24 protein-coding genes and 2 pseudogenes are annotated in these 26057 nt (G+C 63.6%); 9 read left to right on the top strand and 17 right to left on the bottom strand.

Annotated elements, in window-relative coordinates; translation table 11 throughout:
- Positions 1-146: 146 nt before the first annotated feature.
- Together J7I89_RS02445 and J7I89_RS02440 are read right to left on the bottom strand one after the other, a co-directional pair.
- Positions 147-674 (bottom strand): hypothetical protein, encoded by a 528-nt coding sequence (locus tag J7I89_RS02445; protein ID WP_214966949.1) that lies wholly within the window; start codon positions 672-674, stop codon positions 147-149.
- A gap of 124 nt (positions 675-798) precedes the next feature.
- Positions 799-1476: an HAD family hydrolase gene (locus J7I89_RS02440; protein WP_214966947.1), complete on the bottom strand. Its 678-nt coding sequence runs from the start codon at positions 1474-1476 to the stop codon at positions 799-801.
- A gap of 190 nt (positions 1477-1666) precedes the next feature.
- On the opposite strand from J7I89_RS02440, the gene J7I89_RS02435 reads away from it, so the two are divergent.
- Complete coding sequence (locus J7I89_RS02435; RefSeq protein ID WP_214966945.1) at positions 1667-1930, top strand: hypothetical protein; 264 nt, start codon at positions 1667-1669, stop codon at positions 1928-1930.
- Positions 1931-2259: 329 nt separating this feature from the next.
- Here J7I89_RS02435 and J7I89_RS02430 read toward each other — a convergent pair whose 3' ends face one another.
- A complete protein-coding gene (locus J7I89_RS02430; RefSeq protein WP_214966944.1) occupies positions 2260-2826 on the bottom strand; it encodes a hypothetical protein in 567 nt (188 codons plus the stop codon).
- A gap of 219 nt (positions 2827-3045) precedes the next feature.
- On the opposite strand from J7I89_RS02430, the pseudogene J7I89_RS02425 reads away from it, so the two are divergent.
- The 4 genes and pseudogenes from J7I89_RS02425 to J7I89_RS24950 all read left to right on the top strand — a co-directional run bounded on the left by J7I89_RS02425 (position 3046) and on the right by J7I89_RS24950 (position 7038).
- Positions 3046-3613: pseudogene (locus tag J7I89_RS02425) on the top strand (recombinase family protein).
- Between the two features lie 434 nt (positions 3614-4047).
- Positions 4048-4956: a DNA-processing protein DprA gene (dprA, locus tag J7I89_RS02420; RefSeq protein WP_214966942.1), complete on the top strand. Its 909-nt coding sequence runs from the start codon at positions 4048-4050 to the stop codon at positions 4954-4956.
- A gap of 670 nt (positions 4957-5626) precedes the next feature.
- Complete coding sequence (locus J7I89_RS02415) at positions 5627-6670, top strand: ParB N-terminal domain-containing protein (RefSeq protein WP_251044787.1); 1044 nt, start codon at positions 5627-5629, stop codon at positions 6668-6670.
- Positions 6556-7038, top strand: coding sequence for a hypothetical protein (locus J7I89_RS24950; RefSeq protein ID WP_251044786.1), 483 nt, complete (start codon positions 6556-6558; stop codon positions 7036-7038). The genes J7I89_RS02415 and J7I89_RS24950 overlap by 115 nt, the downstream gene beginning before the upstream one ends.
- A gap of 251 nt (positions 7039-7289) precedes the next feature.
- Here J7I89_RS24950 and J7I89_RS02410 read toward each other — a convergent pair whose 3' ends face one another.
- The 13 genes from J7I89_RS02410 to J7I89_RS02350 form a co-directional block, all read right to left on the bottom strand.
- Positions 7290-7847, bottom strand: a complete 558-nt coding sequence (locus J7I89_RS02410) for a hypothetical protein (protein ID WP_214966940.1) — start codon at positions 7845-7847, stop codon at positions 7290-7292.
- A gap of 40 nt (positions 7848-7887) precedes the next feature.
- Positions 7888-9021, bottom strand: coding sequence for a hypothetical protein (locus J7I89_RS02405; protein ID WP_214966939.1), 1134 nt, complete (start codon positions 9019-9021; stop codon positions 7888-7890).
- A gap of 924 nt (positions 9022-9945) precedes the next feature.
- Complete coding sequence (locus J7I89_RS02400) at positions 9946-10875, bottom strand: carbohydrate kinase (protein ID WP_214966937.1); 930 nt, start codon at positions 10873-10875, stop codon at positions 9946-9948.
- Complete coding sequence (locus J7I89_RS02395) at positions 10872-12224, bottom strand: glycoside hydrolase family 32 protein (protein WP_214966935.1); 1353 nt, start codon at positions 12222-12224, stop codon at positions 10872-10874. The genes J7I89_RS02400 and J7I89_RS02395 overlap by 4 nt, the downstream gene beginning before the upstream one ends.
- A gap of 31 nt (positions 12225-12255) precedes the next feature.
- Positions 12256-13620 carry a glycoside hydrolase family 172 protein gene (locus J7I89_RS02390; protein ID WP_214966933.1) on the bottom strand — a complete coding sequence of 455 codons (1365 nt, stop codon included), beginning with the start codon at positions 13618-13620 and terminating at the stop codon, positions 12256-12258.
- 31 nt (positions 13621-13651) lie between these two features.
- Positions 13652-14536, bottom strand: coding sequence for a carbohydrate ABC transporter permease (locus J7I89_RS02385; RefSeq protein WP_214966931.1), 885 nt, complete (start codon positions 14534-14536; stop codon positions 13652-13654).
- Positions 14529-15485 carry a carbohydrate ABC transporter permease gene (locus tag J7I89_RS02380; protein WP_214966929.1) on the bottom strand — a complete coding sequence of 319 codons (957 nt, stop codon included), beginning with the start codon at positions 15483-15485 and terminating at the stop codon, positions 14529-14531. The genes J7I89_RS02385 and J7I89_RS02380 overlap by 8 nt, the downstream gene beginning before the upstream one ends.
- The gene (locus tag J7I89_RS02375; protein WP_214966928.1) at positions 15482-16786 is read right to left on the bottom strand and encodes a sugar ABC transporter substrate-binding protein; all 1305 of its coding nucleotides are present in this window, start codon (positions 16784-16786) and stop codon (positions 15482-15484) included. The genes J7I89_RS02380 and J7I89_RS02375 overlap by 4 nt, the downstream gene beginning before the upstream one ends.
- A 79-nt stretch (positions 16787-16865) precedes the next feature.
- Positions 16866-17861, bottom strand: a complete 996-nt coding sequence (locus J7I89_RS02370) for a LacI family DNA-binding transcriptional regulator (RefSeq protein WP_214966926.1) — start codon at positions 17859-17861, stop codon at positions 16866-16868.
- A gap of 153 nt (positions 17862-18014) precedes the next feature.
- Entirely contained in the window at positions 18015-19019 is a 1005-nt protein-coding gene (locus J7I89_RS02365) for a LacI family DNA-binding transcriptional regulator (protein ID WP_214966924.1), read from the bottom strand.
- Positions 19020-19222: 203 nt separating this feature from the next.
- Entirely contained in the window at positions 19223-21124 is a 1902-nt protein-coding gene (locus J7I89_RS25550) for a GH32 C-terminal domain-containing protein (protein WP_374101987.1), read from the bottom strand.
- A 39-nt stretch (positions 21125-21163) separates the two neighbouring features.
- Entirely contained in the window at positions 21164-21454 is a 291-nt protein-coding gene (locus J7I89_RS02355) for a hypothetical protein (RefSeq protein ID WP_214966922.1), read from the bottom strand.
- Entirely contained in the window at positions 21451-21873 is a 423-nt protein-coding gene (locus J7I89_RS02350) for a hypothetical protein (RefSeq protein ID WP_214966920.1), read from the bottom strand. Before J7I89_RS02350 ends, J7I89_RS02355 begins: the two co-directional genes overlap by 4 nt.
- Before the next feature lie 518 nt (positions 21874-22391).
- Here J7I89_RS02350 and J7I89_RS02345 point away from each other — a divergent pair.
- The 4 genes and pseudogenes from J7I89_RS02345 (at position 22392) to J7I89_RS24935 (ending at position 25594) form a co-directional block, all read left to right on the top strand.
- A complete protein-coding gene (locus J7I89_RS02345; RefSeq protein WP_214966918.1) occupies positions 22392-23363 on the top strand; it encodes a ComEC/Rec2 family competence protein in 972 nt (323 codons plus the stop codon).
- Complete coding sequence (gene holA / locus J7I89_RS02340) at positions 23297-24313, top strand: DNA polymerase III subunit delta (RefSeq protein WP_214966916.1); 1017 nt, start codon at positions 23297-23299, stop codon at positions 24311-24313. Before J7I89_RS02345 ends, holA begins: the two co-directional genes overlap by 67 nt.
- Before the next feature lie 254 nt (positions 24314-24567).
- Positions 24568-24996: pseudogene (locus J7I89_RS25880) on the top strand (transposase); the annotation flags it as partial.
- Between the two features lie 160 nt (positions 24997-25156).
- On the top strand, positions 25157-25594 hold the full coding sequence (locus tag J7I89_RS24935) for a hypothetical protein (protein ID WP_251044785.1): 438 nt from the start codon (positions 25157-25159) through the stop codon (positions 25592-25594).
- A 105-nt stretch (positions 25595-25699) separates the two neighbouring features.
- Here J7I89_RS24935 and rpsT read toward each other — a convergent pair whose 3' ends face one another.
- Entirely contained in the window at positions 25700-25960 is a 261-nt protein-coding gene (gene rpsT, locus J7I89_RS02330) for a 30S ribosomal protein S20 (protein ID WP_214966912.1), read from the bottom strand.
- Between the last annotated feature and the right edge of the window lie 97 nt (positions 25961-26057).

The raw sequence follows: 26057 nt of genomic DNA, 5'->3' as shown, positions 1-26057 counted from the left end.
TCAATGGGTTCTAGACAAGCTCATTTTCCTTGAAAAGGCGGGCATTCTCGGTTTAAATCGCCGACCGAAACCCAATCAACATCGGTGGATCAAGGCTAAGGAAGCAGCGGTACGGGAGTCATTCGGCGTTGGGTAAGGCTGCGCGATTATCGACGGTGGCCTACCTCGCGATGCCAGTATTTGGCGTCCTCGCTCCCGGTGCGCAGCACCGCGTCTGACTGCGGGGGCGCCGGCCACATCTGGAGGAGATAGGAGTCGACGGAGTGATCGGAGAACTCACCTTCCCTTCCTCGATCTCGTCCCATTGCGCTGGCTCTCAGCCGGTAGCTGCCGGGCGGTATGCCGGCAAGTGCGCCACCGCTCTCGCCTGCCCAGGAACTCCACCGCATCTGGTGTCCTTCGGGGAGGACAAATGACACCTCGACGACGTCCTCCCATGGGGCATCGGCATCGTCCCTGGGCTTGGCTTCCAGCACAACGATGCGCACGGGCGATCCGCCTGACCGGCGGGCTAAGTTCATATACAGGCCGTTGGGGTCGGAGGCGCCGACCAATCCGTTGGTCTGACCGGCGAAGAAGCGATCGAAATCTCCGTCGAAGCCGTCCCCGGTCCAAGTGAGGTCGAATTGCCCGTAATCGGTCTCGACAACTTGGTCGAACAGCACTCGCTCCATGGCATTAGATTACGTCGCGACCGTTTGAGGGCTAAAAAGGGCGCCATATGGCCAGCCTTCTGTGAGCGCGTTCAATGACGTTATGGTGTCCCGGAGAGGGATCGCCATCCCTTACCGAACGCGGTCACAAGCCTCTTGCGAGCTCGAGGAGATCCCTCAAGCTGCGAATCACTAGGTCGGGAGCTGCGTCGTTTGGGGTTGGCGCGCCGTCTCGATTGAGCCAGATCCCGGTCCAGCCAGCCGATTGCGCGCCTTCGACGTCGTTCCGCAGTGAGTCGCCGACCATGATCCGCGGTTCGCCCGGAAGCAGCGCCGAGGCGATATCGAAAATGCGCTTGTCAGGCTTCTCGATGCCATGGTCCTGGGAGAGCACGCTCGCCTCGAACAGATCTTCCAATCCCAATCGGTGAGGATAGGAATTGCCGTTGGACAAGAGCCCCACACGGTGGCTGCGCCGGAGCTCGGCCAGAACAAGCAGGACGTCATCGTAGAGTTCGACGTCGGCGAATCGCCGCTCGAGGTAGAACGCGTTCAGGTGTGCGGCAAGAGCGTCATCCGGAATCTCGATCCGCGCAAGGCTGTGCTTGAACGCTTCTAAACGCACTTGCTCAAGGTTGGTGACCCGGCCGCGTAGCCTTTCGGCGACCACTTCGCGGTCGGCGATAAACTGGTCCACGCCCAAGTCGCCTTCGGCGTCGGGCCGGAGCCGACTCAGCTCGCCAATCGCGGCGGCCATGGCGCGCCTCATCATGGCCTGGAAGTCCCACAGCGTCTGGTCACCATCGAAGTAAAAAACCGCCACGACTCCATCCAAGCAGGCGGGCCCGCTCCCACTCAGGTGACCACGCCGCGTCCGGTAAAGGATCCCCCTGCGGGCACCCCGCAGACCGAGCGAGATGCGGCCACGAAAAGCCTTGTATGGGTGCGGAACGACTACTACCGTTATGCCCAGTGGGCCTGCGGACCGCTGGCCCTCGTCGAGAGGACGCGCCATGCCAACCGTGATCGGCCACCACGATGTGAAGGACAAGGATCATTGGCTTGCCTCACCGAAACGCGAAGAGATCTTCGGACCCCTCGGCGTCACCAACATCCGGACGTTCGTCAACCCACAGAACCCAACGCAGGTGGCGGTGCTGATGGACGTTCCCGACATGGATGCCCTTGCGGCCCTTGTGCAGTCCGAGGCCGGGGCCGAAGCGATGGCGTACGACGGCGTGCTGCCCGAGACCTTGGTGATTCTCGTCGAAGCGTAGTTTCTTTTCTCGAAAGCGCGGATGCGCGAAAACTGCGTATCGGCGGTGAACGACCTTATCTCGTGACGCGATGGACGATCCCTTACCGGGCGCCGCGCCAGCCGGCTTTGTCTACTTGTGGACCGCGTCGCCTAGCCTTCAGCCAAGCTCTACGACGCTCGGGTAAGTCTGTGGTACCGGGGCCAGCAGCTGATTGGGATGCCGGAAGCAATCGCGGTCGGCGCTTCCGCGGTGCATTGGTCATCGGCATGCAGGCCCTGTACACCGTCCACACCGCACCGCGCGACGGGGGGCGCGAGGGGGACGTGTTTGTCGCTGCTGAGGCCGGATCAGTCGACGGCGGCCATGATGGTGGCCAGGGCATCGTCGGCGGTGGCGCCGGGAACGTGCGTCACCCATATCTCGTAGAACTGGTCACGGGTACAGAGGACGGCCTCGCTGAAGGTCGGGTCGTGGGCAGCTATCCAGGCCGACCAGCCGCGGTCCTTGACCCAGTCAGCGGTCACCTTGGCCGTGCCGGGTCCCAGCTTTCCGTTATCACATAGTTCGGTGAAGGCGGCCCGGTCTTCGTCGTCTTTCACGGCTTGGGCATCCAGGATGACCCGCGGACGGTCGGAGTCACTGGGGTCGCTCGTGTACATGCAGCTGAGAGTACCCATGGCGTTCGGTATCTCCGGCTCCGGCCGGTACAGCGGGAGGTCGGGGAACTTGGACAGGTACGCCCCGGCGTTCTCGCAGAACAGCGCGGAGGGCTGACCGGTGATGGGGATCTTGCCCGAAGGCCCTGTCGAACTTGGGCTGGGGGCGGGCTTGTGTTGAATCATAGGCAGCCAGGGCGCGCAGCCGGACAAACTGAGCGTGATGATGGCGAGCCCAGCGGCGCCGCGTAGCTGCATGACCTCCCCCTTGCGTCAGCGATGGTTCACAGTAGCAGGCGCCCGACCGCCGTCGGTAGGCTCGCACCTGGACGTTTCCGGTGCGTCCGTAAGCCGGTCGACCACCGTACCGCGGAAGCCCGCCGCCACGTTCCGGGCGATTGCTGGCCTAGGCCATGTACGTAAGACCCGCACGATGAAATGCACGATGACGGGGGGATTACTGCAACCATGTTTGTTATGACTGGAATGAAGATCGGCTATGCCAGCGTCTCGACAAACGACCAGGACCTGACCGCCCAACGGAACGCTCTCCTGGCCCTTGGTGTTGAAGAGAAGCAGATCTTCGTCGATCACGGGAGCTAACCGTGTGCGCCCTGGACTCCGTGAAGCGATGCCGGCATGCCGAGCCGGCGATACGCTCGTGGTGACCAAGCTGGACCGTTTGGCGCGGTCCCTTTCCGATGCCCGGGATATAGCCGATGAGCTGACGGCCAAAGGGGTAGTCCTCAGTCTCGGCGGCAGCACCCACGATCCGACTGATCCGGTCGGCCGCCTGCTTTTCAATGTCCTGGGAATGGTGGCCGAGTTTGAGGCGGATCTGATCCGGATGCGCACCCGCGAGGGCATGGCAGTCGCAAAAGCGAAGGGACGACTGAAAGGCAAGCAGCCAAAATTGTCCAAGACGCAGCGGAAGCATCTTCTGACGCTGCACGATGCCGGCGAGCATACTGCGGCAGAACTGGCCGAACTGTTCGGGGTGTCACGGACGACTGTGTACCGCGAGCTCCAAAGGCGCACCATCTGAAGAGCGATGCGGCGCCACCAGCAAGCCCGTGCTGCACGCGAGAGCACCACAACCTAGCCTGGAAACCACGCGCTGCCTGAAGACTCCGGTTTCCGGGCCTCGCTTAGCTGACGCCCAGGTCTACTGCACGGACCTCGCTTCGCTCGGGCTGTAGAAGCGTTTTTCTGTTTTTGCTGCTGTCCTGGGGATCGTACGTGCCCGCTCCACCGGCTCAACCGTCCTGCGGACGGCTGCGCAGCCGATGCCTTGTGTCGGCGCTTCGCTGATTTCCTCCCACAACCCATCCTCTGCTTGCCCTTCGGGTTGCCCCGGCTCCGTCGGGCACAGCTACGCGCTGCTCCGCCAGCAGGCAAAAACAACGGGGGAGAGGGGAAGCTGGCCGGTCACCAAAGCCGCCCCGCCCGCCGGATCCTCAGCAAAGGACGAGAGAAACCATGAACGATCGCATTGCACGCGCAGCCCTGACCCGACTCTTCGAACCCGGCGACCGTGTCGGGCGGGCCCTCGTGGGCAGGCTCGGTGCGTACGCCGCGCTGAGGCTTGCTACCGGCGCGCAGCCCGTTCACGCCATTCCGGAGGCCACGGTCGAAGAACTGTCAGAGGCGTTGAGACGGTGGGCTCCGCGGGTTCCTGAGGTCGATCCGGAGAAGGACTTGGCCATCATCGAACGCCTGGGCGGCGGGTTCCTCATCCCAGGGGATGAGCGCTGGCCGGAGGGCTTGGACGATCTGCCCGACGCCCCGTACGGGCTTTGGTACCGGGGCAGCATCGACAACGGCATTCCAGCGCCTTCGAAGTGTGTGGCTCTGACCGGTTCCCGGGACTCGACCAGCTACGGCGCCTCCGTGACAGGAGATATGGCGTACAGCCTGGCCCAACGTGGAATCTGCGTGATCTCAGGCCTTGCCTATGGCATCGATGCGCACGCGCACCGGGCCGCGTTGGCCGGAAGCCAGGGAGAAGGACCGGCAACCCTCGCGGTACTGGCCGGAGGCCTTGACCGTGACTACCCGTCCGGTAACGCTGATCTCGCGGGCGCGATCCGCGGCAACGGCCTGACCCTCTCAGAGCTCCCGCCCGGTTCCGCCCCGACCCGGCACAGGTTCCTGCAGAGAAACCGCATCATCGCTGCCCTCGCCGGGGTGACCTGCGTTGTGGAGGCCCGCTGGCGCTCAGGGGCGTTGAACACCGCGCATCATGCCGAAACCATTGCCCGCCATGTCGCGGCCGTCCCCGGGAGCGTACACAGTGCCAACTCGGCGGGATGCCACCGGCTCCTAAAAGAAGGTGCGGCGGTGCTGGTGTCGGATGCGGCTGAACTGGCCGAACTTCTCGCAGGCTAGTGCCTTCAGGTGGCCGTCCCGTTGCCGGGGCGGTCACCGGTGGCGGTCCGCCGTAGTGGCCGGCTTGCGCTGTGGGTCGGCGGCGGCGGACCGCCATTTGCACACTCAGTGCCGGCGACCGGGGGCGCGCGGTCGCCGATGTCAGGGACGCCGAAAGAAGACTCGGGGTGCTGATGGAGGGTTCGCAGGGCTCACCAGGAAAAGGGCGTCCGCTGGCGCGGCCGGCTGTTGGGTCCAGGGCGCACCGTCGCAGAGCTCCGGACCGCCTGGCCCTGTTCTGTCTACGACGTTTTGGCTGCTGTCCTGACGGATTGTACGTGTCCGCTCCGGCCCGTCTAGCCCCTCCTCCGTCGGGGCCTGCGGTGCAGGAAATGTCCCTCCGGCGCTCCTTCGTCGCTGATTTCCTCCGGGAATTTCCCGCCCCTTGCCCTGCGGGTAGACAGGCCTCCGTCGGCCACAGCTCCGCAAGCTTCGCCAGCAGCCAAAACAACGGGGGGAGAAGGGGAGCTGGCCGGTCACCAAAGCCGCCCCACCACCGGCAAAACAATTGGTCCCCGCCCGCACCCGTTTCCACACGCTTGACAGACATAGAAGCGTCGGGGGGAGAGGGGAAGCTGGCCGGTCACCAACCGCACCCAGCCCACCAAATCCTCGGAAAAGGACACAAGACATGACTGCAACACCTGTATTGGAGCTGCTTGACCCTGCCACGCTGACCGTGGACACCAACGTCCGCAAGGACGCGGGGCTGACCAAGGAGTTCGTCGCCAGCATCAAGGAGCACGGCGTGTTCGTGCCCGTCGTTGCCCACCGCGGCGAGGACGGAACCGTGCACGTGCTGATGGGACAGCGCCGCACGCTCGGAGCCATCGAAGCCGGACGGGCACCCATCCCCGTGCACATCGTGGCTAACCCCGAAGAAGCCGACAGGCTGGCCACCCAGGTCGTGGAGAACGACCACCGCAGCGCACTGAACGATGGCGACCGCGCGGAAGCATTCCACCAAATGTCACTGCTCGGAGTCAGCGCCACCGTCATCGCCCGGAAGATGGGCGCGAAGAAGGCCGTGGTGGAAACGGCGCTCAAAGTGAAGTCCAACGCCGCCGCCGCCCAGGCACTCGAGCAGGGACTGACGCTGGAACAGTCCGCAGTCATCGAGGAATTCTCCGAGGACGCCGAAGCCGTTGCCACACTGGAACGACTCGCCACCGAAAATCCCGGCCACTTCGCCCACACCGCCCAGCGGCTCCGCGACAAGCGCCGCGACGCGGCCCTGATCGCGGAAGCCACCGCCGAAGCCGAAGCCAAAGGCCTGATCGTGCTGGACGAGGACCCCAGCTACTACGACTACAAGGGTCCAGCGGCCACCATCCACCACCTGACCACCGCCGACGGCGAGAAGGTCACGGAGGAAGCAGTGGACGCCGTGTACATCGGCGTCGGCTACAGCGGCCTGTACACCCGCCAAGCCGTGGCCGACCGGAAAGCCCTGGGATTCCGCAAAGACGGAAAGGCACCCGCCGGAGGAATGACCGAGGACGAGAAGGCCGCACGACGGGAAACCATCGAAAACAACAAGGCCATGGACTCGGTCCTGTTGTGCGCCGGGACTTCGTCAAAGCCCTGCTTACCCGTAAGAGCACACCCAAGAACGCGCAGAAATTCATCGCCCACACCATCGCCCACTCCAGCTACATCCTCGGCAAGGCGCTGAACAAGACCTCCCTGACAGCGGAACTGTTGGGCACCGGTGACGGCCACGGCGAGTTCAAGGCCTACGTGGACAAGCCCTCCACCAAGCCCGAAATGGTCACGCTCGCCACCATGATCACCGCCTACGAGGCGAACGTGGACCGCACGAGCTGGCGGAACCGCTACAGCGACGACCGCTACTACCTGACCCAGCTCATGGCATGGGGCTACGAACCTAGAAGATCATCCTCACCGACCCCGACATCCCCTCCGAGGAAAACACCGAGGCCACGGACCAACCGGACGCTGACTAGACCCCTTGCCGGGCGGAACCCCACCGCCCGGCAAGGCCCTCGGCCACCACCCACCATCCGCAGGCCAGAAACCTGAAAATGTCGGGCGGTCCGCCGCCCAGGGGTAACCTCAGCAACCACTCACCAGCGGCGGACCGCCATTCGACGCCACAAACAGCGCAGAACTCAGGTGCCGCGCCTACGCGCTCACCTTGATCTAGTACACAGAGATTTCCTTTTTCCGAGGGAAAAACGCCCAGGGGCCGGCCCACACCGGCCCCTGGTTGCATCAACTAACCCTTGGCTCTCTCAGAACCGAGGATCCGTGATCGCGCCGCCACTCGCCGATTAACTGCCGCCAGTGTTTAGCCCGGCGGGGAAGGTGACCTTCGTTTCCCGGTAGCGGCGTTCATGGTCACGCCAGGCCACCGTAAGGCTGGTAGATGGCTCCGAGAGCGGTGATGTCAGGGAAAACGGTTCGTGCTGTTTGGGGGATATTTTGTCCCAGTACACAGGTCCATCCAACTCATAATCGTCTTGGTCGGATGTGATCGACACCTTGGTGGCGACAGTTATGCCGGTATTCACAAGGCTGTAGACAGTAGGGGAGTAGCTGGGCTCGATACGCCAGAGACCACGCTTTTCAGCACGCTGCAGGATGCTGTTCGCACTGTAGGCACGGGGCGGCCCCCCAGGCACAGCAAGGGACGAGTTTGGTTCTGTCTTTGCGGGCGTAGGCGCCATTTTGGGTGCTTCCAGTTTCTTCCGGATGAAGTACCAAGCGACGACGCCCACACCACCCAAGAGGAGCACGGAAATGGCTTGCCCGAAGGAGTCGGTCGTCAGAAATTTCCAGATGTCACCGACCATCCTTAAGATGCCGTTCCACCAGTTGCCAATGTCCACGTCCCGACATTAGCCGATGATCAGAAGTGGATGCGCACGTCTATTGCGCGGGGGTGTGTATAGGCGCTAGGCACCCTGGCTGAGTGCACGGAGGCAATCTCTTACCTTTGAGTGGAGGGCGATGAGCATTCCAGATGTCATCGAGGTACAAGGACTCTTTTGCGTCCTTCATCTTCTTCAGGGCGTTATCTGAGTACCGCATGTGCTTTTGCGAACCGAAGACGAAGCGGTGTGAGTGGACATCGTCGTTTGCATCGAGGTTGAAGTGACGGCGGACGGCTGTTGCCTTACTGCGGTCGACCCCTGCCTTGTCGGCTAGGTCGTAGGGACCCATATGGAATTTCTTCTCCAGATCGACGGTGCGAATGGCTGAGGGTTCCACATCGCTGTCAGCGGAAACATAGGTCATTGGCAGGCCACCGGTCTTGACCAGCTTCACTTCGACGGTGAGTCCCTCTCCGGAAACACTTGATCCGACAGTGCTCAGTTTGGGGAATACTTGCGCCCGCGGCTTGCCCGACTTCACTCCCCGTTCCACCCTGCGAACGTCCGCCTCCCGTATCTCGGCGGCATCGGGATCGGTGTGGGACTCCATGGCCAGTAGAGCGCGAATGCGGGAGTGGGCTTCGCCCCTCCCGCGTCTCTTGGGGTGCAGGAGCTCGGCAATGCGTGCATACTCCCGATCGACCAGGAGCTGGAAGTCTTGGGGAGGCTCAGCACTGATGGGAAGCACTCGGGCTGGAAGGTGATCGCCGAGCCGTTCACCGAACACTTTGTCCAGCAAGTCGTCGTAGAGGGTGATGGCCGCGCGGACGTGCAGATACAGCAGTCCCTCGTCCACGGTGGCATACCAGTGCTGTTCGGCATCCCGCCAGGCATCGATGACCCGCATGGTCCCGGCATCCCCGTCCGACACTTTGATTCCCGGCGTCTCTTGGCATTTCCTGATCGCCGCTTCGAACGAAATGGATTTCTCGGAGCGCTTGTCGAAAACGGTTACCTTGGCGGAGTCCAAGGAAGCCTTGAGCAGCATTTCAAAGGCGTGCTGGAGATTGAGCAAAACAGCCGTCGTCCTGCCGTCATTGTCCAGGGAGTTGAATCCCGCAACTGCCGTGCGGAGAGATGAAAGCGACTTGCGCTTCAGCTCCCTTGCATTGACCGTCATCCGGGCCATTTAGTCTCCTACTTCTGCGCTGATGTCTGTCATGTCCCCGACCTTAGTTTTGAATCGGGCCTTCTGCTGGCTGTTCGCTCCAAGGGTTCCGAGCCGCGCATCAACATGGACCCGCACCCGGCACATGACCGGGGAGCTGTACTTCATCGGGGCCGAGCTCAGGCCGTGCCCGCAGCAGTCGCACTGAATGCCGAAAGGCACTCCCGGACCAGGCGACGTCGGCCGAGACTTCAACGACCATGGGCTCCACGAGAGTCAGGCGCAGCGTACCGCTTTCGTTGCTAAACCTGTCCAGCACCCTCTCGCTGATTTCCTCCGGCCACGGATGCCTCCCGTGGGCCGGGCGCAGATGCCTGGCCAGATCCCGGCCGGCCCGGGTCGACAGGGGAGCGGACCGGCCAACAATCCTCAACCGCCCACCCAACGGAAGCCCGACAACCACCGCCCTGGGCTGGGTGATCGGTCCAACAACGGCCGCGCACACCACGTCAATAGAGGAACGGCTCTTGACCTTCAACCAGATCCTCTTGGGCTCATAGGCCTGGCCGGCGCCCTTGACCTTCCCTGTCAAGTCGAACGTGTTGAAGCTATGTGGGCAGGCTCGATCTCGAACGCGCGCCCGCAGCCGGCAAATGCCTGTGGACACGGACAAGGCCTTGAACCTGATCGATCCGCCGGCTTAGGGTGTAGAGCTTCCAAGGGGCCGCCTCTGGCTAAGAGTCCACGGCTTCTTGGTGGACAGCGTGTGGATGCCGGACACGTCGATTATCGTCTCCATCCCTAGGGCGCAACAGGTTCACGCCCCTGAGCGCGTCACGCTGACCGCGTCCGCGCTCGTGTGCAGCGGCGACAACGTGGCGGGCCAACAGTCCCGGTTCCCCTGCAACGGCGATGTCCCTGCATAAAAATCGTAAGCCGATCCCGTCAAGAGGAAACGGCCAGTGCCTCCCTCAGTTCCCGCGCTGTTGGCGGATTCGCTCCATGTCGGGTCACAGTGATGGCTGCCGCGGCAGCAGCCACCGTTCCGAGCCGCCTGAGCTGCTCCACATCGAAGTCCGGCCGGGAATCGGTCAAGATCCCAGTGATGAACGAGGACATATAGGAATCGCCGGCACCCACAGTGTCCGCTGCTTTTACCTTCGGCGCGGCAACGTGCACCTGGGAAGACTCTGAGTAGAGGTCCGAACCCTCCGCTCCTGCAGTTACGGCAACTACTTGCACCCCGAGCTCCAGGATGCGGCGCGCAACCTCAGCTGTCCCGAGTCCCGGGTAGAGCCAGGTAGCGTCCTCATCGCTCAGCTTCACCACATTGGACAGGCGCGCCGTGGCCTCGAAGGTCTGCTGTGCCTGGGCATGGTCTCCGATGATGTGTGACCGGATGTTGGGGTCGTACGTGATGACGCACCGGCCGGAGAAGAACTTCATCGCTGACCGGACGTGCGTGGCCCCGGGTTCAAGAAAGGTCGCCAGGGATCCGGTATGCAGGACTTTGGGAATGAAGGTGGGGCTCACCTGCGGCAGCGTCCACTCGATGTCAAAGGCGTACTCAGCCGAACCTGTGCTGTCTAGGGAGGCCGTTGCCGTGGAGGTGCGGCTCAGGCGGGTGGCACCGGGCAGAAGCTGCACTGCAGCTGAATCTAGGTGCTGCCGGATGGCTTCCGCCCTTTTGTCCGCACCCAGCACTGTGAGCAGGCCGGTGTTCGCCCCGAGCCGGCCAAGGCCGTAGGCCACGTTGAGGCCTGAACCGCCGGCGAATTCCACAGGTCCGGCTGACGTGGTGATGATGTCGATCAGGGATTCCCCGATGACGACGACATCGGGGTTGGGGCGCTGGGAGCCGGAAGTGGTGGTCATGGCTGTCCTGACAGTGCGGCCCGGCGTGTAGTTGCCATGCTATTCACTATCAGCTTAGAAACCCTGTTGAGCAGGGGCGTGGAGGCGGCGTTGGCCACCGTTAGCGTCACGGGTGCATGCACGATGGGCAGTGGGACTGCCATGATGCCCTGGTGGCCGGAGAGTTCCAAGACCCCGGCGTCTATGATGGCCCGCAGCTCGGAGCCCTCGTCGGCCGGCAGGAACGCGTCGGCGAAGTCGGCGTTCCCGGCCGCCGTGACCCGGATGCCGTCCCCGTCGTGCCGGACGGTGGCCAGCGGCCCGTCGAGGGTGGCGAGGCTGATGACGGTCCCGGGGGTGACGGCGCACCGGAGGTCGGCGCCGTCGTCGAGCACTGTCTCGAAAACCGCAGCGCTGACCTGCTCCAGCTGGCCGGGCTCCGAGTAGTCGGCGAGGTCTGTGTGCGGGGTGGCCACCAAGGTGTCGCCGTCGAGCGTGAGCGTGTGGGGGATGCTCAGCGCGCTGGCCCACTGCCCTTCAGGGCTGATGACGCCGCGGACCCAGAAAATCAGCGACGGCGCGCCGTCCCTGTCCCGGAAGAAGGAAGGGGCGTAGTAGCTCTTGCCGTAGGTGAGCTGGCCCCACGAGCGGGCGATGAACTGACCGTCGAAGTAGCTTCCTACGCCGTAGGCCACGTAGTGCAGAACGTCGTCTTCCCAGATGGAGGTGACCAGGACGTGGGAACCGTCAATCTCAAAGAGCTGGGGGCATTCCCACATAGTGCCGGTCCAGACGGGCTCCGTCTCCTTACCGGAGCGTTGGGCGGCGATGCCGTCCAGGGTCCACTGCGACAGGTCTGGGGAGCTGTAGGAAACTGCGGCTGCGGTGCCGCCCTCCAGCCCGGCGCCGACGAACATGCGCCACTGTCCGCCGTCGCGGAAGACGAACGGGTCCCGGTAGGCCAGGACGCCGGCATCGGGAGCGGTCATCAGGTTCGCGCCTTTGGTCCACGAGTTCCAGGAGGCGTCGTCTGGGGTGGCGGTGCGGACGGTTCCGATCCCGATGTCCGGTTCGGTGACCGAAGTGTAGAACATGGTCGCGCCGCCATCGGGGCCCGTGGCTATGGAACCCGACCAGATGCCGTCGTCACCTTCACCGGGTGCGACGGCGACGCCCTGTTCCGTCCAGGCAATCATGTCGGGGGATGTGGCGTGTCCCCAGTGGCAGTTGGAGGCCCATGTGGTGCGGCCCGGAACGTACTGGTAGAAGAGATGGTACTGGCCGTCCTTCCAGGTCACGCCGAGGGGATCGTTGATCCAACCCTCAGTGGCTGTGAAGTGGAAGGCGGGTCGGGGTTCGTGCGCGTTCATGCTGATCCTTCGGTGCTGGCTGCTGGTGGGATTACTGGACCGGGACGCTGCTGGCGGCCAGGAACCGTTGCCGGACCTCCCGGGCTTGCTCGGCGTTGGCCTTCTCCCACTGGTCGATTTCTGCCCGGCGTTCGTTGCGGACGGCGTCCCGGGTTTCGGTGAACTGCTTCATTCGTTCGGCGGAGGCGTCCCGGGCGGCCTGCTGGGCCGGTGTCAGTTCCGGCAAGGGCCGTTCCTCCACCTGGTCGCGGGGCCGCAGCGGCAGGCGCTCCTCCACGGCGTCGATCTCCAGCACGGGGGAGGGGAGCGTCTGGTACCAGTAGGCGGTGGAGGACCAGTCATCGGAGAGGTGGTTGGCGTGGCCGTGTTCGAAGGTGACCTTGATGCGTTTCTGGAACCTGATGGGATCGGTCATGTGGAAGCGGTAGCTGTGGTGGAAGCCTGGCACGTTTTCTTCGTGGACCATGGTGCCGTTCATCAGGAAGGCGTTGTGCTGCATGCCCCAGGCGTGACCGAAGTAGTCCTCCATGCCGGTGCCGTGCAGGCTGGGCGGCCAGGTGTCGTCGTCGATGAAGATCATGTCGTCACCTTCGCCCCACCATGACCCTTGGAAGTGGCGCACGGCCAGGTTGCAGCCCACATAGTGGCCCTGGCCCTCGGTTTCCAGGACCACGTAGTTGTCCTCGCCGGAGAGGTTGGGGATGGCCACCTCGATGCTGTTGGTCTGCAGGTCCGGGCCCCAGCCGGCGTTGGGCTTCTGCCGGCGCCAGTGGGCGTGGAAGTACGCCGTGTCCTCCGGCAGTGGCTCGGTGTAGAGCTCGTAGTCGATGTAGAAGTACTGCAGGTACGGGATGTCGTTCTGGTTTTCAACGGTGATGCGGGCCCTTGAGTTGAAGGGCATCTCGAAGTAGCTGTTGAACGCCGCACTGCCGCCGAAGGTGTTCAGTTCCCCTTCCTTGGCGGAGACGGAGAGCGGCAGGGAATCGTAGGAGCCGGACAGGGAATTCAGCAGGCCGAAGAAGTCACCGAGGGGTGCAATGACGCTGGGGGTTTCCTGGTCATCCCAGTACATCCTGATGACGATCTTGCGGTAATAGTCCGGGTCAACCACTTCCCAGCTGACACCGAGGGCGTTGTGGATTTCCAGCATCGGCACGCCCACCAGCTCCGGGGAGATCTGGCCGGGGCCCGGCTGGATCCGGCAGGACTGGGTCATCCAGATGTGCGTGATGGAGCCCGGGCCCTCGATGTCCGCCAGGACCCGTTCCTCGCCGGGCATCACGATCCAGTTGTCGCGGTTCCGGCCGGTCTGGTCCCAGCTGGAGGCGCGGGCCGTGCGTGCGGTGGAGAGCTTGGTCAGGCTCGAGAGCAGGCCTGAGCGGGGCGATGAAGCCATGGTGGTTGTACCTTTCGGAAAGAGTTGTTGGTTAGCCCTTGACGGCTGATTGGGTGAGGCTGGCGATGATCCAGCGCTGGGCCACCAGGAAGACGATGAGGGCCGGTGCGATGGCGATGGTGGTTGCTGCCATGACCTGGGCCACGTTGCCGGCCCCGTACGGGCCGAGCATGAGGACAAGGCCCAGCGGAAGGGTGGCTGTGTCGGTGCTGTTGAGGAAGATCGACGGGGCGAAGTAGGCGTTCCAGCTGCCCAGGAACGTAATTACACCCAGGGTGCTGACGGCGTTCTTGGCCAGCGGCAGCGCGATCAGCCGGTAGGTCTGCCAAGCGGTGGCACCGTCCATACGGGCGGCGTCGATGATTTCCTGTGGCAATCCGAGGAAGAACTGACGCAGGAGGAAGACGCCCAGGGCTCCGGTGATGCCGGGCAGGATCAGGCTGAGGGGATTGTCCAGCAGGCCGAAGGTCCGCATCAGCAGGAACAGCGGAATGATGGTCACCTGGGCCGGCACCATCAGCGAGGACAACAGGCCCACAAAGATGGAGTTTCGGCCGGGGAATTCCAGCTTAGCGAAGGCATAGCCCGCCATCGGTGCTGTGATGATCATGCCTATGCTTACGGCGATGGCGATCACCGCGCTGTTAAGCATGTTCTGCAGGATGGGCACCGGCCCGTTCACGGCGGCGGCATAGTTGGTCCAGTCCCACTCCGTGGGCAGCCACTGCGGCGGCAGATCGTACGCCTGGCTGGCGTCCCGGAGCGAGGTAGTGAACATCCACAGGAAGGGGGCGATCATGCCGATGGCGCCCAGGACCAGTAACGCCACGGAAATGCTCTTCCCGACGCTGGGGCGGGGTCGGCTCCGCTGCACGGAGCCGCGGCCGCCACCGGTGACGGTATTGATGTTACTCATTGTTCACCCACGACTTCCTGAGGCGGAACTGAACCAGTGTCACCAACATGATGATGAGGAACAGCGTTACCGCGATGGCTGAGGCATAGCCCATATCGAACTTGTTGAAGGCCACTTCGGCGATGTACATCACCACGCTGCGGCTGGCATCGCCCGGGCCGCCCCTCGTGAGCACAATGATGGACTCGTAGATCTGGAACGCGCCGATGATGGTGATGGTGATGTTGAAGAACGTTGCCTGGCTGATCATCGGAACGATGATGCGGCGGAAGACCTGCCATTCGTTGGCGCCGTCCATCCGGGCGGCTTCAACCATGTCCTTGGGGACTTCCTGCAAAGCGGCTACGAAGATCAGCATCGCGAACCCCACATTCCGCCAGGTGTCGACAATGATCACCGAGACTTTGGAGAATTCCGAGCTGTTGAGCCAGTCAATCCGCTCCCCGCCCAGCGCGGTGATGTAGTAGTTCAGGATGCCCGTGTCCTTCTGGAAGAGTGCCTGCCAGATGATGGAAACGTACACAAGGGCCACCAGGTACGGGAAGAAGTACGCGGAGCGAAACACGTAGGTCAAAGCCCTGGGGAGTCGTTGGTTGATCAGCACAGCAAATAGGAGCGCAAAGCCGTTGATGAGGACGACGGCCGCCCCGACGTACAGGACGGTGTTGCCGTAGGTGGTGGCGAGCCGTTCGTCCCGGAACATGCGCGCGTAGTTATCGAACCCCACGAACTTGGGGGCTGTCAGGATGTTGTACTTGGTCAGGCTCAAGTAGATAGCGGCGACCAGCGGGCCCAGGACGAAAACCAGGAAGCCGATGATTGTGGGGGCGGTGAAGAGGTACCCGGTGAGGGCTTCCCGCCGACGGGTGGCGGTGAGCCGCCCGGAGCGGCCCCCGCGCCCCGATGGGGGCGCGGGCGGCAGCTGGGTTTTGGGGGCTGTCAGAGTCACTGCTGCAACGCCTCCTCAACATCCTTTTGGGCCTTTTCCAGCGAGGATCCGATGTCTTGGCCTGACATGATCTCGTCCATGGCCCGCATGAAAGCCGGATCCAGCACGTTGTAGGCGCCGGGGGCCGCTACCGGCTTGGCGTAGGACAGGGAGTTGTAGAACTCTTCGGCGTGTTCGGGGGAGGAGAGGAACTCCGGTGATGAAGCGGCAGTCTTGGTGGACGGAACGGCGGAGCCGGCGTCGGCCCATTTCTTCTGGGTCTGCTGGTCGGTGAGCATCTTGATGAACTCCCAGGACAGTTCCTGGTTCTTGGACGTCTTGGAGATGGCGAATGCTCCGGCACCGAAAACGGTGGACTTGGTGGTTCCCTTCGGCCAGGGGAGGATGTCGTAATCGGAGAATCCGGCCTTGGCGAATCCGCCGGTGACGAAGTGCCCGGCCCCGGTCATGGCTGCCTTGCCGGCGGGGAACAGCTGGTAGGGATCCGCGCCCTTGGGCTGCGGTGACACGCCGTGCTTGGTGGCCAGGTCCCGCACCCATTCCACGGTCTCCTGGACTTTCGGATCGGTCAGCTGGGCTGTTTTGAGGTCCTCACCCATCATGGAGGTGCCGTTGGAGTAGAGCCACGGGGTGATGCCGAAGGAGTAGTACGGCATGGCGAACCCGTAGACCTTGTCAGAGCCGGAACCGGTGGTCAGTTTCTTGGAGATCTCCAGGAAATCGTCCCATGTCCAGTCATCGCTAGGCCGTTCGATGCCGGCGGCCTCGAACATCTTGGTGTTGTAGTAGATCACCATGGTGTTGAAGGTGTTGGGCATCAGGTATGTGGAGCCGTCCTTGCCGAATCCCGCGAGCAGCTTCGGATCGATGTCCTCGCGCAGGGCCTTGGCTTCGGGGTCGTTCGTAAGGAAGCCGTCCAGGGGCGAAAACAGCTCGTTGGCCAGGCCCAGCTCCACGCCTTCGGTGGCGATGTTGATGACGTCCGGAGCCTGACCCGCCGCGGCCTGTGTCACCAGCTTGTTGACGTATTCGGTCCAGGTGGTGATGGGGGTGAAGTTGTTGTTCACCGTCACGTTCGGGTATTTCTCCTTGAAGCGGTCGGCGACGCCGTCGTACACGGCTTTGTCCCCCGGATCGCCCCAGTTCGAGATGGAGATGGTGGCGGTGATGTCCTTGGCGGGGGCCGCGTACGGCCCGTCCCCTGCGGGCCCGGCGGACTGGGTGGCGCTACCGCAGGCGGTGAGCGCCAGCAGTGCCGCGGCTGCCGCCGTAGCGATGGAGGTGCGGACTGTTTTTCTCATGTAATGCTCCTTTGCATGCGGCGCCTGGAGGGGGCCTGATGGGATGCGATGGGTTTGTAAGTAGCTGTTAGTGGGGCAGTTATTCGGTGGAGCGGCGGAATTCGATTTCTGATTCGAGCCGGAGGATCTCGGTGGGAGCATTGGGGTTTTCGATACGCCGCAGGAGCAAACCCACGGCGCTCTCACCCAGCCGGAACGCCGGTTGGCGGACGGTGGTGATCTGGGGTTCGAAGAGGTCCGAGTAGGTGAAGCCGTCAAACGTGGCAAACGCCATAGTGCCCGGCACCTGCAGGCCTTCATGCTGCATGGCCCGCAAAGCACCTGCAGCCAGCAGCGTGCTGCAAGCCAGGATCGCCGTGGGACGATCCTTGGATGTGGTGAAAAGTGTCCGGACACGGTCGAACGTCGATGCCGCTGTTACCGTGCCTTCACAAACCAGGCTGGCCGGCACCTCCAAGCCTTGATCCAACATGGCGGCGTGGAAACCGTCGTAGCGCTCACGGAGCGATGAAACCCGCAGATCCCCGGAGATCAGCAGGATCCGCTGGTGGCCGCGGGCGGCGAGATGTTCAACCAGGGCTGCCATGGCGGACTGGTTGTTGACCCCCACCTGGTCCACGTCAAGGTCCGCGAGCCGGTCCAACAGGACCAGTGGCTTCTTGTCCTCACGGATTCTCGCCAGCAGCCCGCCGCTGGAACCGGCCGCCCGTGCAATGATCAGGCCATCCACGCGGCGGTCCAGGAGTGCCTCGACTGCCGCGCGCTCCCTGGCAGGATCTTCCGCCGAGTTGGCCAGCAGCAGGGACAAGCCATTTTGGGCTGCGGCTTCTTCCACGCCGTGCACCATGTCCGCGAACGCCGGCTCCCCGGCATCCGAAACAACGAGGCCAATGGAGTCAGTCCTGGCGCGGCGCATGGAACGGGCCAGCACGTCCCGCCGGTAACCCGTGGCCCGCACAGCACTCATGACGCGCTCCTTAGTCTCCGGCTCAACATGCCTGGTGTCGTTGAGAACGTGCGACACAGTGGACGTCGAAACGCCGGCAAGGGATGCGACATCAACGATGGTTGCCACTGAGACTCCTTCTAGCGAAACGATTGCGCGAACGTTTCGATAGTAGAGACAAACGTTTCGATGTGCAACAGATCACAGAAAGAATGTTGGCTTTGTTTCGACTTTCCTGCCGCTGACCGTGTGGTAGGCGAAAAGGATCGGGGTGCTGAGGTCCTAGGAGGCCGGCCGCGGGCCCGTGGAGGCCCGATATTCGATCAGGGGCGCCAGGCGGACTACCGACGGCGTGCCTGATTTGTCGGCGATCCTCTTGGTTAGCAGTTCGGCCGCTGTGACGCCGACCTGGAATGCAGGCTGACGGACGGTGGTGAGCTGGGGCTCGAACAGGTCGGCGTAGGCAAAGCCGTCGAAGGTAGCGAAGGCAATGTCCTCCGGCATCCGAAGCCCGCGCTGCTGGATGCGCCGGAGTGCGGCTGCAGCTAAGACGGTGCTGCAGGCGATCACAGCGGTAGGAGGCTCGGCTGCGGACAGCGCTGCCTCGATGCCCGCGTCAGTTTCTGCAGGTTCGAAAGCTATGACTGCTAGCTGGTCCGATGGCGCGATCCCGGCCGCGGCCATGGCATCGGCGAACGCAGCGTGTCGTTCCTGCAGGGTGGCGACCCTGGTGTCCCCGGCGACCAGCAAAATCCGTTCGTGGCCCTGCGCCACCAGGTGCCTCACGAGCTCCAGAATGGGCTCGCGGTTTTCAACTCCCACTTGGTCGTACGGCTCAGCGGAAAGCCTGTCCATGAGCACCAGTGGCGTGTCGTGATTGGCGAATTCGGAGAGGGCCTCAGGGCCCGAGCCGGCCGCACGTGCCAGGATGAGGCCGTCGACCCTGCGTTCAAGGAGAGCTTGAACTGCGCGCGCCTCACGTTTCGGGTCTTCAGCGGAATTGGCCAGTAGCAGGGTGATGCCCTGGCGGGCGGCCGTCTCTTCCACGCCGCGGATCATTTCGGCGAAGGCCGGCTCCCCGCCGTCGGAAACAATGAGACCGATGCTGTCCGTCCTTGAGCGCCGCATGGCGCGGGCCAGTGCGTCCTGCCGATATGAGGTTTCCTCGATGGCCTTCAGGACCCGCTGCCGCGTCTCATCACCCACATGCCTGGTTCCGTTCAGGACGTGGGAAACAGTGGAGATTGAAACGCCGGCAAGCTGTGCCACTTTTACCATCGTCGTCATCGTTGCCGCCCTCGGTGAATCGTTTACGCGAACGTTTCGCGTAGCCTCCGCCAGTTTACAGACGGGCAGACAACCGAAGGCGAAGGGCCCCGTTCTTCCTGCCGGGAGTCCGGGCGACGGCGCTAGGGAAACGCAGTCAGGAAGAACGGGGCCCAAGGGTTAATGGTCGTTATGTTTTCGGGTCCCCGGCTGAAGCTGGCGCGTCACCACATGGCCTTGATCAACGGAGTGACAGTGAGGCTCTCCACCCGGGCGGTTCCCCCTTCCGAGAACAGTGAGATGGACTGGGCGCCGGCGGCGGGAAAGACCTGGTCCGTCAGCGTCGCCAGCCCGTCCTGGGCAAAGACTTCCACGGATGCCCGGTCCACGTAGATCCGGAGGCGGAGCCTGCCGTTGGCAAGCTGCACGGGAGCATCGTCCACCGAGGCGAAGGCGGGATGGAAGCCCTCGTTGCCTGAGTTGGTTCTGTCGATGAAGGCACGACGGGTTGACGGCGTATATCCGATCCGCGTTGCTTCCGTGCCGTTGCCCAGGACTTTAAGGCCGAAGGAGGATGCCGAGCCAGGGGAGAACTCGGCGTCGATCTGCACCACATCCCCGGAGACGGGGAGGGTGACTGTGCCGGGCTGTATGTCATGGGCCTGCGCTGTGTAGGTGGCGGCGGTGTTTTTCAGGGTGTCCATTTGCGTCACTGCCTTCTGGCGGAGCCGCGGTCCCTTCGGCGTCTGGGTGAGCACAACTTCCCGCGGCAGCGCCATGGTTCCCCGCCAGGTTGTAGTGGGGGTGGCCTGGCCGTAGTCCCAGTTGTTCATCCAGCCGAGCATCACGCGCTTGCCGTCGGGGGTGTTGTTGAAGGAGACGGTGGCGTAGTAGTCCTTGCCCCAGTCCAGCCAGTCATGCTCCTCCATGCGTGGCAGTGCTTCCGTGTCCGAGAGGACGAACTCGTCGGCCAGGAGGTGTCCCCATCCATTGCGGTTGTTGTCCACCAGTCTGATGGTGGCCTGGCTGCCCCGGAATTCCTTGACGTCCCAGGCGGTCCAGTCCAGATGTTCCGTGTCCGTTCCGGTGGCCGTCCGCACGGTTTGGCCGTTGACGACCATGTTCACGGTCGTTTCAGTGCTGCGGGGTTCCGCAGGGACCGAGCCCAGGACCATGTTGTCCAGGGTCAGGTGTCCCCAGGGGCCGGTGGCGTTGTCCACCATCCGGATCCGGGCAATTTGGCCGAAGTACTGCGACACGTCCCAGTTTTTCCAGTTGAGGTCTCCGGAGTTGGAGCCAGTGGCGGTGCGTACCGGTATGCCGTCCACCAAGAGCTCCGCCTGAAGTTGCCCGTCGGTCCGGTTGCCGCCGCCCAGGAGGAAGCCGATGTTGTTGTTGGTGAGGTAAAACTCCGGAGAGGTGATCGTCCCTACGTTGTCGTCGGCGTTGGTGCCGCCCTCGAAGGTGTTGATCCGTTTGCCGATGGCGAATTCGCCGCCGGCCGTGGATGGGTTGCGGGCCGCCTGGAAGTCGCCGGTGAGTTGCCATCCGGAGTCCGTCAGGGTGCCGGGATAGTCGAATCCATCGAACAGCAAGTAGCCGGGCGGCGGAACGTTCCCCGATTGCTCACCGGGAAGCTGCGGATGCCGTCCACCTCCCACCAGGAAATTGAGATAGTCCGCCCCCACTGTGAAAGACGGAGATTCAACGGTCCCCACAGGGGTGTCGCCGCCCTCGAAGCTGTTGATCAGCCCGGCGCCGATGTGCCCGGTGACCTGGTTCTGGCCCGGAACCGTTCCGGAAGCGGGGGCCGTGCCCCAGGGGCCGGCCGGGTTGGCAGGGTCGTTCTGGGTAGTCCAGCCGTTATAGGTTGCGTTGTTGAAACCTCCGACGACGGTGCCCGTCGGCAGCGCATCCACCGGATCGGTGGTGTCCGAGGTGAACGATGTGCCATCGAAATTGCCCACGAAGTATTGGCCGCCGCTTCCTCCGGCCACTGACCCCGGATTCAGGTTGACCACCAGCACCCACTTGATGTTGGCCGGGTTGCCGTCCACCGCGAGCGGAAACAGGTCCGGACACTCCCAGATGCCCTCCTGCGCATTGGCGGGGCCAAAATCGTCCAAGTAGTCCCAAGACTGCGCGAGCCGGCGGGCGGGCGATTTCTATCGTGCCCTTGCATATGAGGACGCCGCGACCTTCTTCAAGAAGCCCCTGTGATGCCCTTCTAAGGGCTCCGGCAGTGCCATGTCGGGTGTCGCTCCGAGTGCCCTTACCTTCTCGTAGAAGAGGTTCTTGAGGTCGACGTGACGCTGGGTGAGTGCGTTTCGAGGCACTCCTGCTTCTGCGGCGAGGGCCACGATGGTCAGGGCCCCGTTCGAGTGCTCGGGTTTTCCGCTGAGGATTCGTTCCATGGCTGTCTGGATGCGGGCGCGTTCATCGTGCCCGGAGCTCATTCGGTCTCCTCGAGAATGATGCGGGAACGGTTGTGCTGGTCGGCTTCCTCTCGGAGCCGCCGGGCCCGGACCTCCAGCCTGTGCCCGAGAGGCTCAGGAGATTTCGGGGCCTGCTTCTCCAGGGATTCCGCCTCCTGTCGCATCAGGTGTGCATGATCATCGATTCGTGCGATGTTCGCGCATGAAGGGACGCAGCGGTCGAGGCGCGGTGCTTCGCGTTCGGTGATCCGGTTGCAGAGGGCACGGTCCGGTTTGTAGACGCACATGAGCATCGCCGACGGGTTCTCGTAGACGGTCAGCGATGGGTTCTCCAGAAGTGCACGGGCTTGCCTGGTGTTGACGATCGTGCCCGCGAATTCTAGACAGATGCCAGACATCACCATGACGATCAGACGCGCCGCCGTCAACGATGCTGACAACGTGTGGCTTCTTGTTCAGGATTTCGCGCGCACGTTCGCGCCGAGGCGGGAACCCTTTGACTTAACCTTCCGTTCGTTGCTCCAAGCGCCTCAGACGCTTGTCCTGGTAGCCGAGCAGGGTGACGGACCCGTCGTCGGCTACCTTCTAGCCCATTGCCGAGCCACCTTTCTTGCCAACGGCCCTGCTGCCTGGGTCGAAGAGGTAATGGTGGCCGAGCGAGCCGGCGGGCGGGCGATTTCTATCGTGCCCTTGCATATGAGGACGCCGCGACCTTCTTCAAGAAGCCCCTGTGATGCCCTTCTAAGGGCTCCGGCAGTGCCATCTGAGTGACCCCCGCTCGGGATCAGCCCAGCCCTCGAAGCTTCAACACGCTCGAGTTGACAGGGAAGGCCATGGGCAACGGGAAGCGAAACCTCAGTACAAGCACATCGCGGAACGCTACCTTGTGCCACGTACGGCTGGGACTCGGCAAGCAGGGGACATTCTGCCTAAGAAGGACCCACCTCCTAAATCAACAATGTCTGGCGCCAACTGCAGCCTCATCCTTGGGGCCCTGCTGCTGGCCGCCCGCAGCCTGCGCCTGGCCAGGCTGCCGGCTGCCGCATGCGCCTTGGCCGGTCTCGGCATGTTCGTGCTGATGGTGGGCCCGGACGCCAGTGTCCTGAGGGCTTCGCTGATGGGTGCCATCGCGCTGGCATCACTGGCGGGCGGACGAGCCGGCAGGGGGCTGAGCTTCCTGTGCCTGGCGGTCATCGCCCTGCTGCTTAGCGGTCCTGCACTGGGCACCAGTTTCGGGTTCCTGCTCTCTGTCTTGGCCACGCTGGGGATCATCGTGCTGGGACGGCGCATCATGGACTGGATTCCACCTGCCGTGCCGCGCTGGGCGGTCGCGGGTATGGCCGTGCCCCTGTCCGCCCAGCTGCTGTGCGGACCGGTCATCGTGGTGCTGCAGCCTCAGTTCGCCACGTACTCGTTGCTGGCCAACATGCTCGTGGCCCCGCTGGTGGCACCGGTCACTATCCTGGGGACGGCTGCCGTGCCGTTGGTGCCGCTCCTGCCGTGGCTGGCCACCGCACTGATCGGCGTGGCCGGCCTTTTCGCGGCCGGGGTGGCCGGCATCGCCAGGTTCACGGCTGGCCTGCCGGGCGCGGCCCCGCCCTGGCCCGAAGGCCCGTTCGGACTGCTCACCATGGTGCTGTTCTCCGTCCTGACCGCTCTGGCAGTCTGGGCGGCGGCCCATCCTGCCGGAACCATCCGTCTCGTGCTGGCGGCCCACTTCAAGACGGCCTGTGTGCTTGACCGGACACTGGAAGGAAAGTCCATCCGGCCCGGCCCTCCCCGCAGGTCCGGCCGCGGCTTGGTGCAGCCGTTGCGCCGTGGCAGGCTTAGAGTCTGCAATCAAAATCCCGGGAGGAACCAACAGTGGCCGCTGCCCAGCCGCAACGATCCAAGGCGTCGGCCACCAATTCGGCCACCTGGCGGGATGTGACCCCTGCCGGAATCGTGCTGATCACCGGCCCTGAGGAATATCTCGGCATCCGGGCCATGGACCGGGTCCGTTCACAGGTGCGGGCCGCAACTCCGGATGTGGAGGTCACCCGGCTCAATGCGGGCGCCTACGAGGCCGGGTCTCTGGCCATGAACGTCAGCCCGTCGCTTTTCGGCGAGAGCAAGCTGATCGAGGTTGAGGGCCTCGAATCGATGAATGATGCCTTCCTCGCCGATGGCCTTAAATACCTTGCCCACCCGGAACAGGATGCCGTGCTGGTGCTTCGGCACGGCGGGGGAGTGCGCGGCAAGAAGCTCCTCGACGCGGTCAAGGCCGGGGGCTGGCCGGTCGTCGACTGCCAGCCGCTGAAAAAGGACGCCGAGAAGACCGCTTTCGTCGCGGCCGAATTCAAGGCGGCTTCGCGGCGCATCGAACCCGACGCGGTGCAGTCCCTGGTCAACGCCGTCGGCGCTAACCTGTCCGAGCTCGCGGCGGCATGCAGCCAACTCATCGCCGACGCCGCCACAACCGTTGACGCGGAAATGGTTGAACGCTACTACGGCGGCCGCATAGAGGCGACCGCCTTCAAGGTCGCTGATGCGGCCATGGCGGGCAACGGCCCTGCCGCCCTTTCCACCCTCCGCCACGCCCTGGCCACGGGCGCGGATCCTGTTCCCTTGGTGGCGGCACTGGCCGCGAAGTTGCGGACCGTGGCCAAGGTTGCCGGCGCCCAGGGGTCATCGGCTCAGATTGCCAAACAGCTCGGCATGCAGCCGTGGCTCGTGGAGCAGGCGCAGCGTGACGTTCGCCGGTGGACGCCGGAGGGCCTTGCCCGGTCCATCCAGGTGACGGCCGAGGCCGACGCGCAGGTTAAGGGCCTGTCGCGGGACCCTGTGTACGCCGTCGAACATGCGGTGACCGTGATCGCCACCGCCGCCCGCGGCCGGTAGCAGAAGGCGGCCGCTAGCTGGCACACGGGGTTATAGGACAAAACGTGTGTATGGATTGGGGCTGGTTCCCAGTGTTGGCGGGCGAATTCCGGGATAGCTAAGCTTTGGGAGCTTAGGGTGGCTGGGGTGCTTGCATATCTCTGGAATGTTTGGTCTGCGGTCAGACGCTGGTACGGAACGGAAAAACGGCGGCCGGCAAGCAGCGCTACCGGTGCTTGGGATGCGGTGCGAGCCGTTCGGGTGAACGCCCTGACGTGAGCCGGCGCTCCGAACTCGAGGCGTTCCTTGGCTGGCTGCTGAGCACCTCGAGCCAGGCTCGGGCTGCTTCGTTCGGCACCGCCAGGTCATTCCGTCGGCGCACGGCATGGTGCTGGAACATTGCCCCGCGGATCCCGGTGACCGGAGAGATCCATGACCAGATCCAGGTCGATGGGATTTACGTGGGGTCGTGGTGCTGTCTGATCGCTGTTGCCGGTGACTACGTGCTGGGTTGGCAGTGGTGTGACACCGAAAAGAAGGCAGCGTGGGCGGCGTTGCTGGAACGCTTCCCGGCCCCGCGGGTCGTGATCACCGACGGTGGTTCCGGAATCGCCGCGGCCCTGTCAGAGTGTTGGTCCGAAACCGCGGTGCAGCGCTGCCTGGTCCACGTCCAGCGCAACGTGCGCACCTACCTGACCAGCCGGCCCAGAACCGACGCGGGCAAGGCATTGCTGCGGCTGGGGCGGGCCCTGACGAGGATCAAGGCCCCGGCGGAGGCGGCGGCCTGGCTGGCGGGACTGAACGACTGGCATCAACAGCACGGGCATCTGGTCAAAAGCCCGCACCTACCGCACGACGACTGCCATGGTCCCGGGGTGGGTGCGGGCGAACCAGTCCTGGTGGTACACGCACGACAGGCTCCGCAAGGCCTATCGGCTCTTGGAGCGCCTCGGCCAGGCCGGCACCCTCTTCACCTACCTGGGCAGCGAATACGCCGGACTGGATATCGCCTCGACGACCAACTGGATCGAAGGCGGAACGAACGCCCAACTCCGGCTCCTGCTGCGGGCGCACCGGGGCAGGAGCGAGGAACACCAGAAGCGTGCCATCGCGTGGTACCTCTACCTGCACAGCGAGCAGCCCCTGCCGCCAGGCAAGCTCATCAAAGCCCGCCACCACAATCCGCCCAAGCCCAGAACCAAGACCCCGGCGCAGCAAGACCCCGGCCCCGACCTCTACAGCACCGGGCTCAGCGCCGAAGAAGGACTCTGGTACCGCTCAGGCTGGGCCGGACGCACATGACGCGCCCGGGATTTACACACGTTTTGTCCTATAACCCCGTTAAAGAGATGTGGCCGGCACCATCGGTGCCGGCCACAAGCATCAGTTCAGTTGAACTGGAAAACCTTAGAGTGCGTTGACCTTCTTGGAGATCGCCGACTTGCGGTTTGCAGCGTTGTTCTTGTGAAGAACACCCTTGCTGACAGCCTTGTCCAGCTTACGGCTGGCAGTAACGAGCGCAGTAGCAGCGGCATCCTTGTCAGTGGACTCAACGGCGGTGTTGACGGCGCGGATGGCCGACTTCAGCTCGGACTTGACTGCGTTGTTGCGCAGGCGAGCCTTCTCGTTGGTCAGGATACGCTTCTTCTGGGACTTGATATTTGCCACGTGTGAACTCTCTTTTTAATGCGGAAATGGTCTAGAGGGCTTTCAGGCTGGCCATTGACTGAGCGGCGTGGGGATACCTATGGCGGCCAACCATCAG

Source organism: Arthrobacter sp. ISL-5 (assembly GCF_018613835.1).
Taxonomy (GTDB): Bacteria; Actinomycetota; Actinomycetes; order Actinomycetales; family Micrococcaceae; genus Arthrobacter.
Note: the sequence above shows the minus strand (reverse complement) of the source record. Positions and strands in the feature narration are given on the sequence as shown.

What these genes read in the sequence shown, in the direction of transcription:
- J7I89_RS02445 (WP_214966949.1), bottom strand. Translation starts at nt 674, where the DNA reads ATGGAGCGAGTGCTGTTCGACCAAGTTGTCGAGACCGATTACGGGCAA.
- J7I89_RS02435 (WP_214966945.1), top strand. Translation starts at nt 1,667, where the DNA reads ATGCCAACCGTGATCGGCCACCACGATGTGAAGGACAAGGATCATTGG.
- J7I89_RS02430 (WP_214966944.1), bottom strand. Translation starts at nt 2,826, where the DNA reads ATGCAGCTACGCGGCGCCGCTGGGCTCGCCATCATCACGCTCAGTTTG.
- dprA (WP_214966942.1), top strand. Translation starts at nt 4,048, where the DNA reads ATGAACGATCGCATTGCACGCGCAGCCCTGACCCGACTCTTCGAACCC.
- J7I89_RS02415 (WP_251044787.1), top strand. Translation starts at nt 5,627, where the DNA reads ATGACTGCAACACCTGTATTGGAGCTGCTTGACCCTGCCACGCTGACC.
- J7I89_RS02405 (WP_214966939.1), bottom strand. Translation starts at nt 9,021, where the DNA reads ATGGCCCGGATGACGGTCAATGCAAGGGAGCTGAAGCGCAAGTCGCTT.
- J7I89_RS02400 (WP_214966937.1), bottom strand. Translation starts at nt 10,875, where the DNA reads ATGACCACCACTTCCGGCTCCCAGCGCCCCAACCCCGATGTCGTCGTC.
- J7I89_RS02395 (WP_214966935.1), bottom strand. Translation starts at nt 12,224, where the DNA reads ATGAACGCGCACGAACCCCGACCCGCCTTCCACTTCACAGCCACTGAG.
- J7I89_RS02390 (WP_214966933.1), bottom strand. Translation starts at nt 13,620, where the DNA reads ATGGCTTCATCGCCCCGCTCAGGCCTGCTCTCGAGCCTGACCAAGCTC.
- J7I89_RS02385 (WP_214966931.1), bottom strand. Translation starts at nt 14,536, where the DNA reads ATGAGTAACATCAATACCGTCACCGGTGGCGGCCGCGGCTCCGTGCAG.
- J7I89_RS02375 (WP_214966928.1), bottom strand. Translation starts at nt 16,786, where the DNA reads ATGAGAAAAACAGTCCGCACCTCCATCGCTACGGCGGCAGCCGCGGCA.
- J7I89_RS02365 (WP_214966924.1), bottom strand. Translation starts at nt 19,019, where the DNA reads ATGACGACGATGGTAAAAGTGGCACAGCTTGCCGGCGTTTCAATCTCC.
- J7I89_RS02355 (WP_214966922.1), bottom strand. Translation starts at nt 21,454, where the DNA reads ATGAGCTCCGGGCACGATGAACGCGCCCGCATCCAGACAGCCATGGAA.
- J7I89_RS02345 (WP_214966918.1), top strand. Translation starts at nt 22,392, where the DNA reads ATGTCTGGCGCCAACTGCAGCCTCATCCTTGGGGCCCTGCTGCTGGCC.
- J7I89_RS24935 (WP_251044785.1), top strand. Translation starts at nt 25,157, where the DNA reads ATGGTCCCGGGGTGGGTGCGGGCGAACCAGTCCTGGTGGTACACGCAC.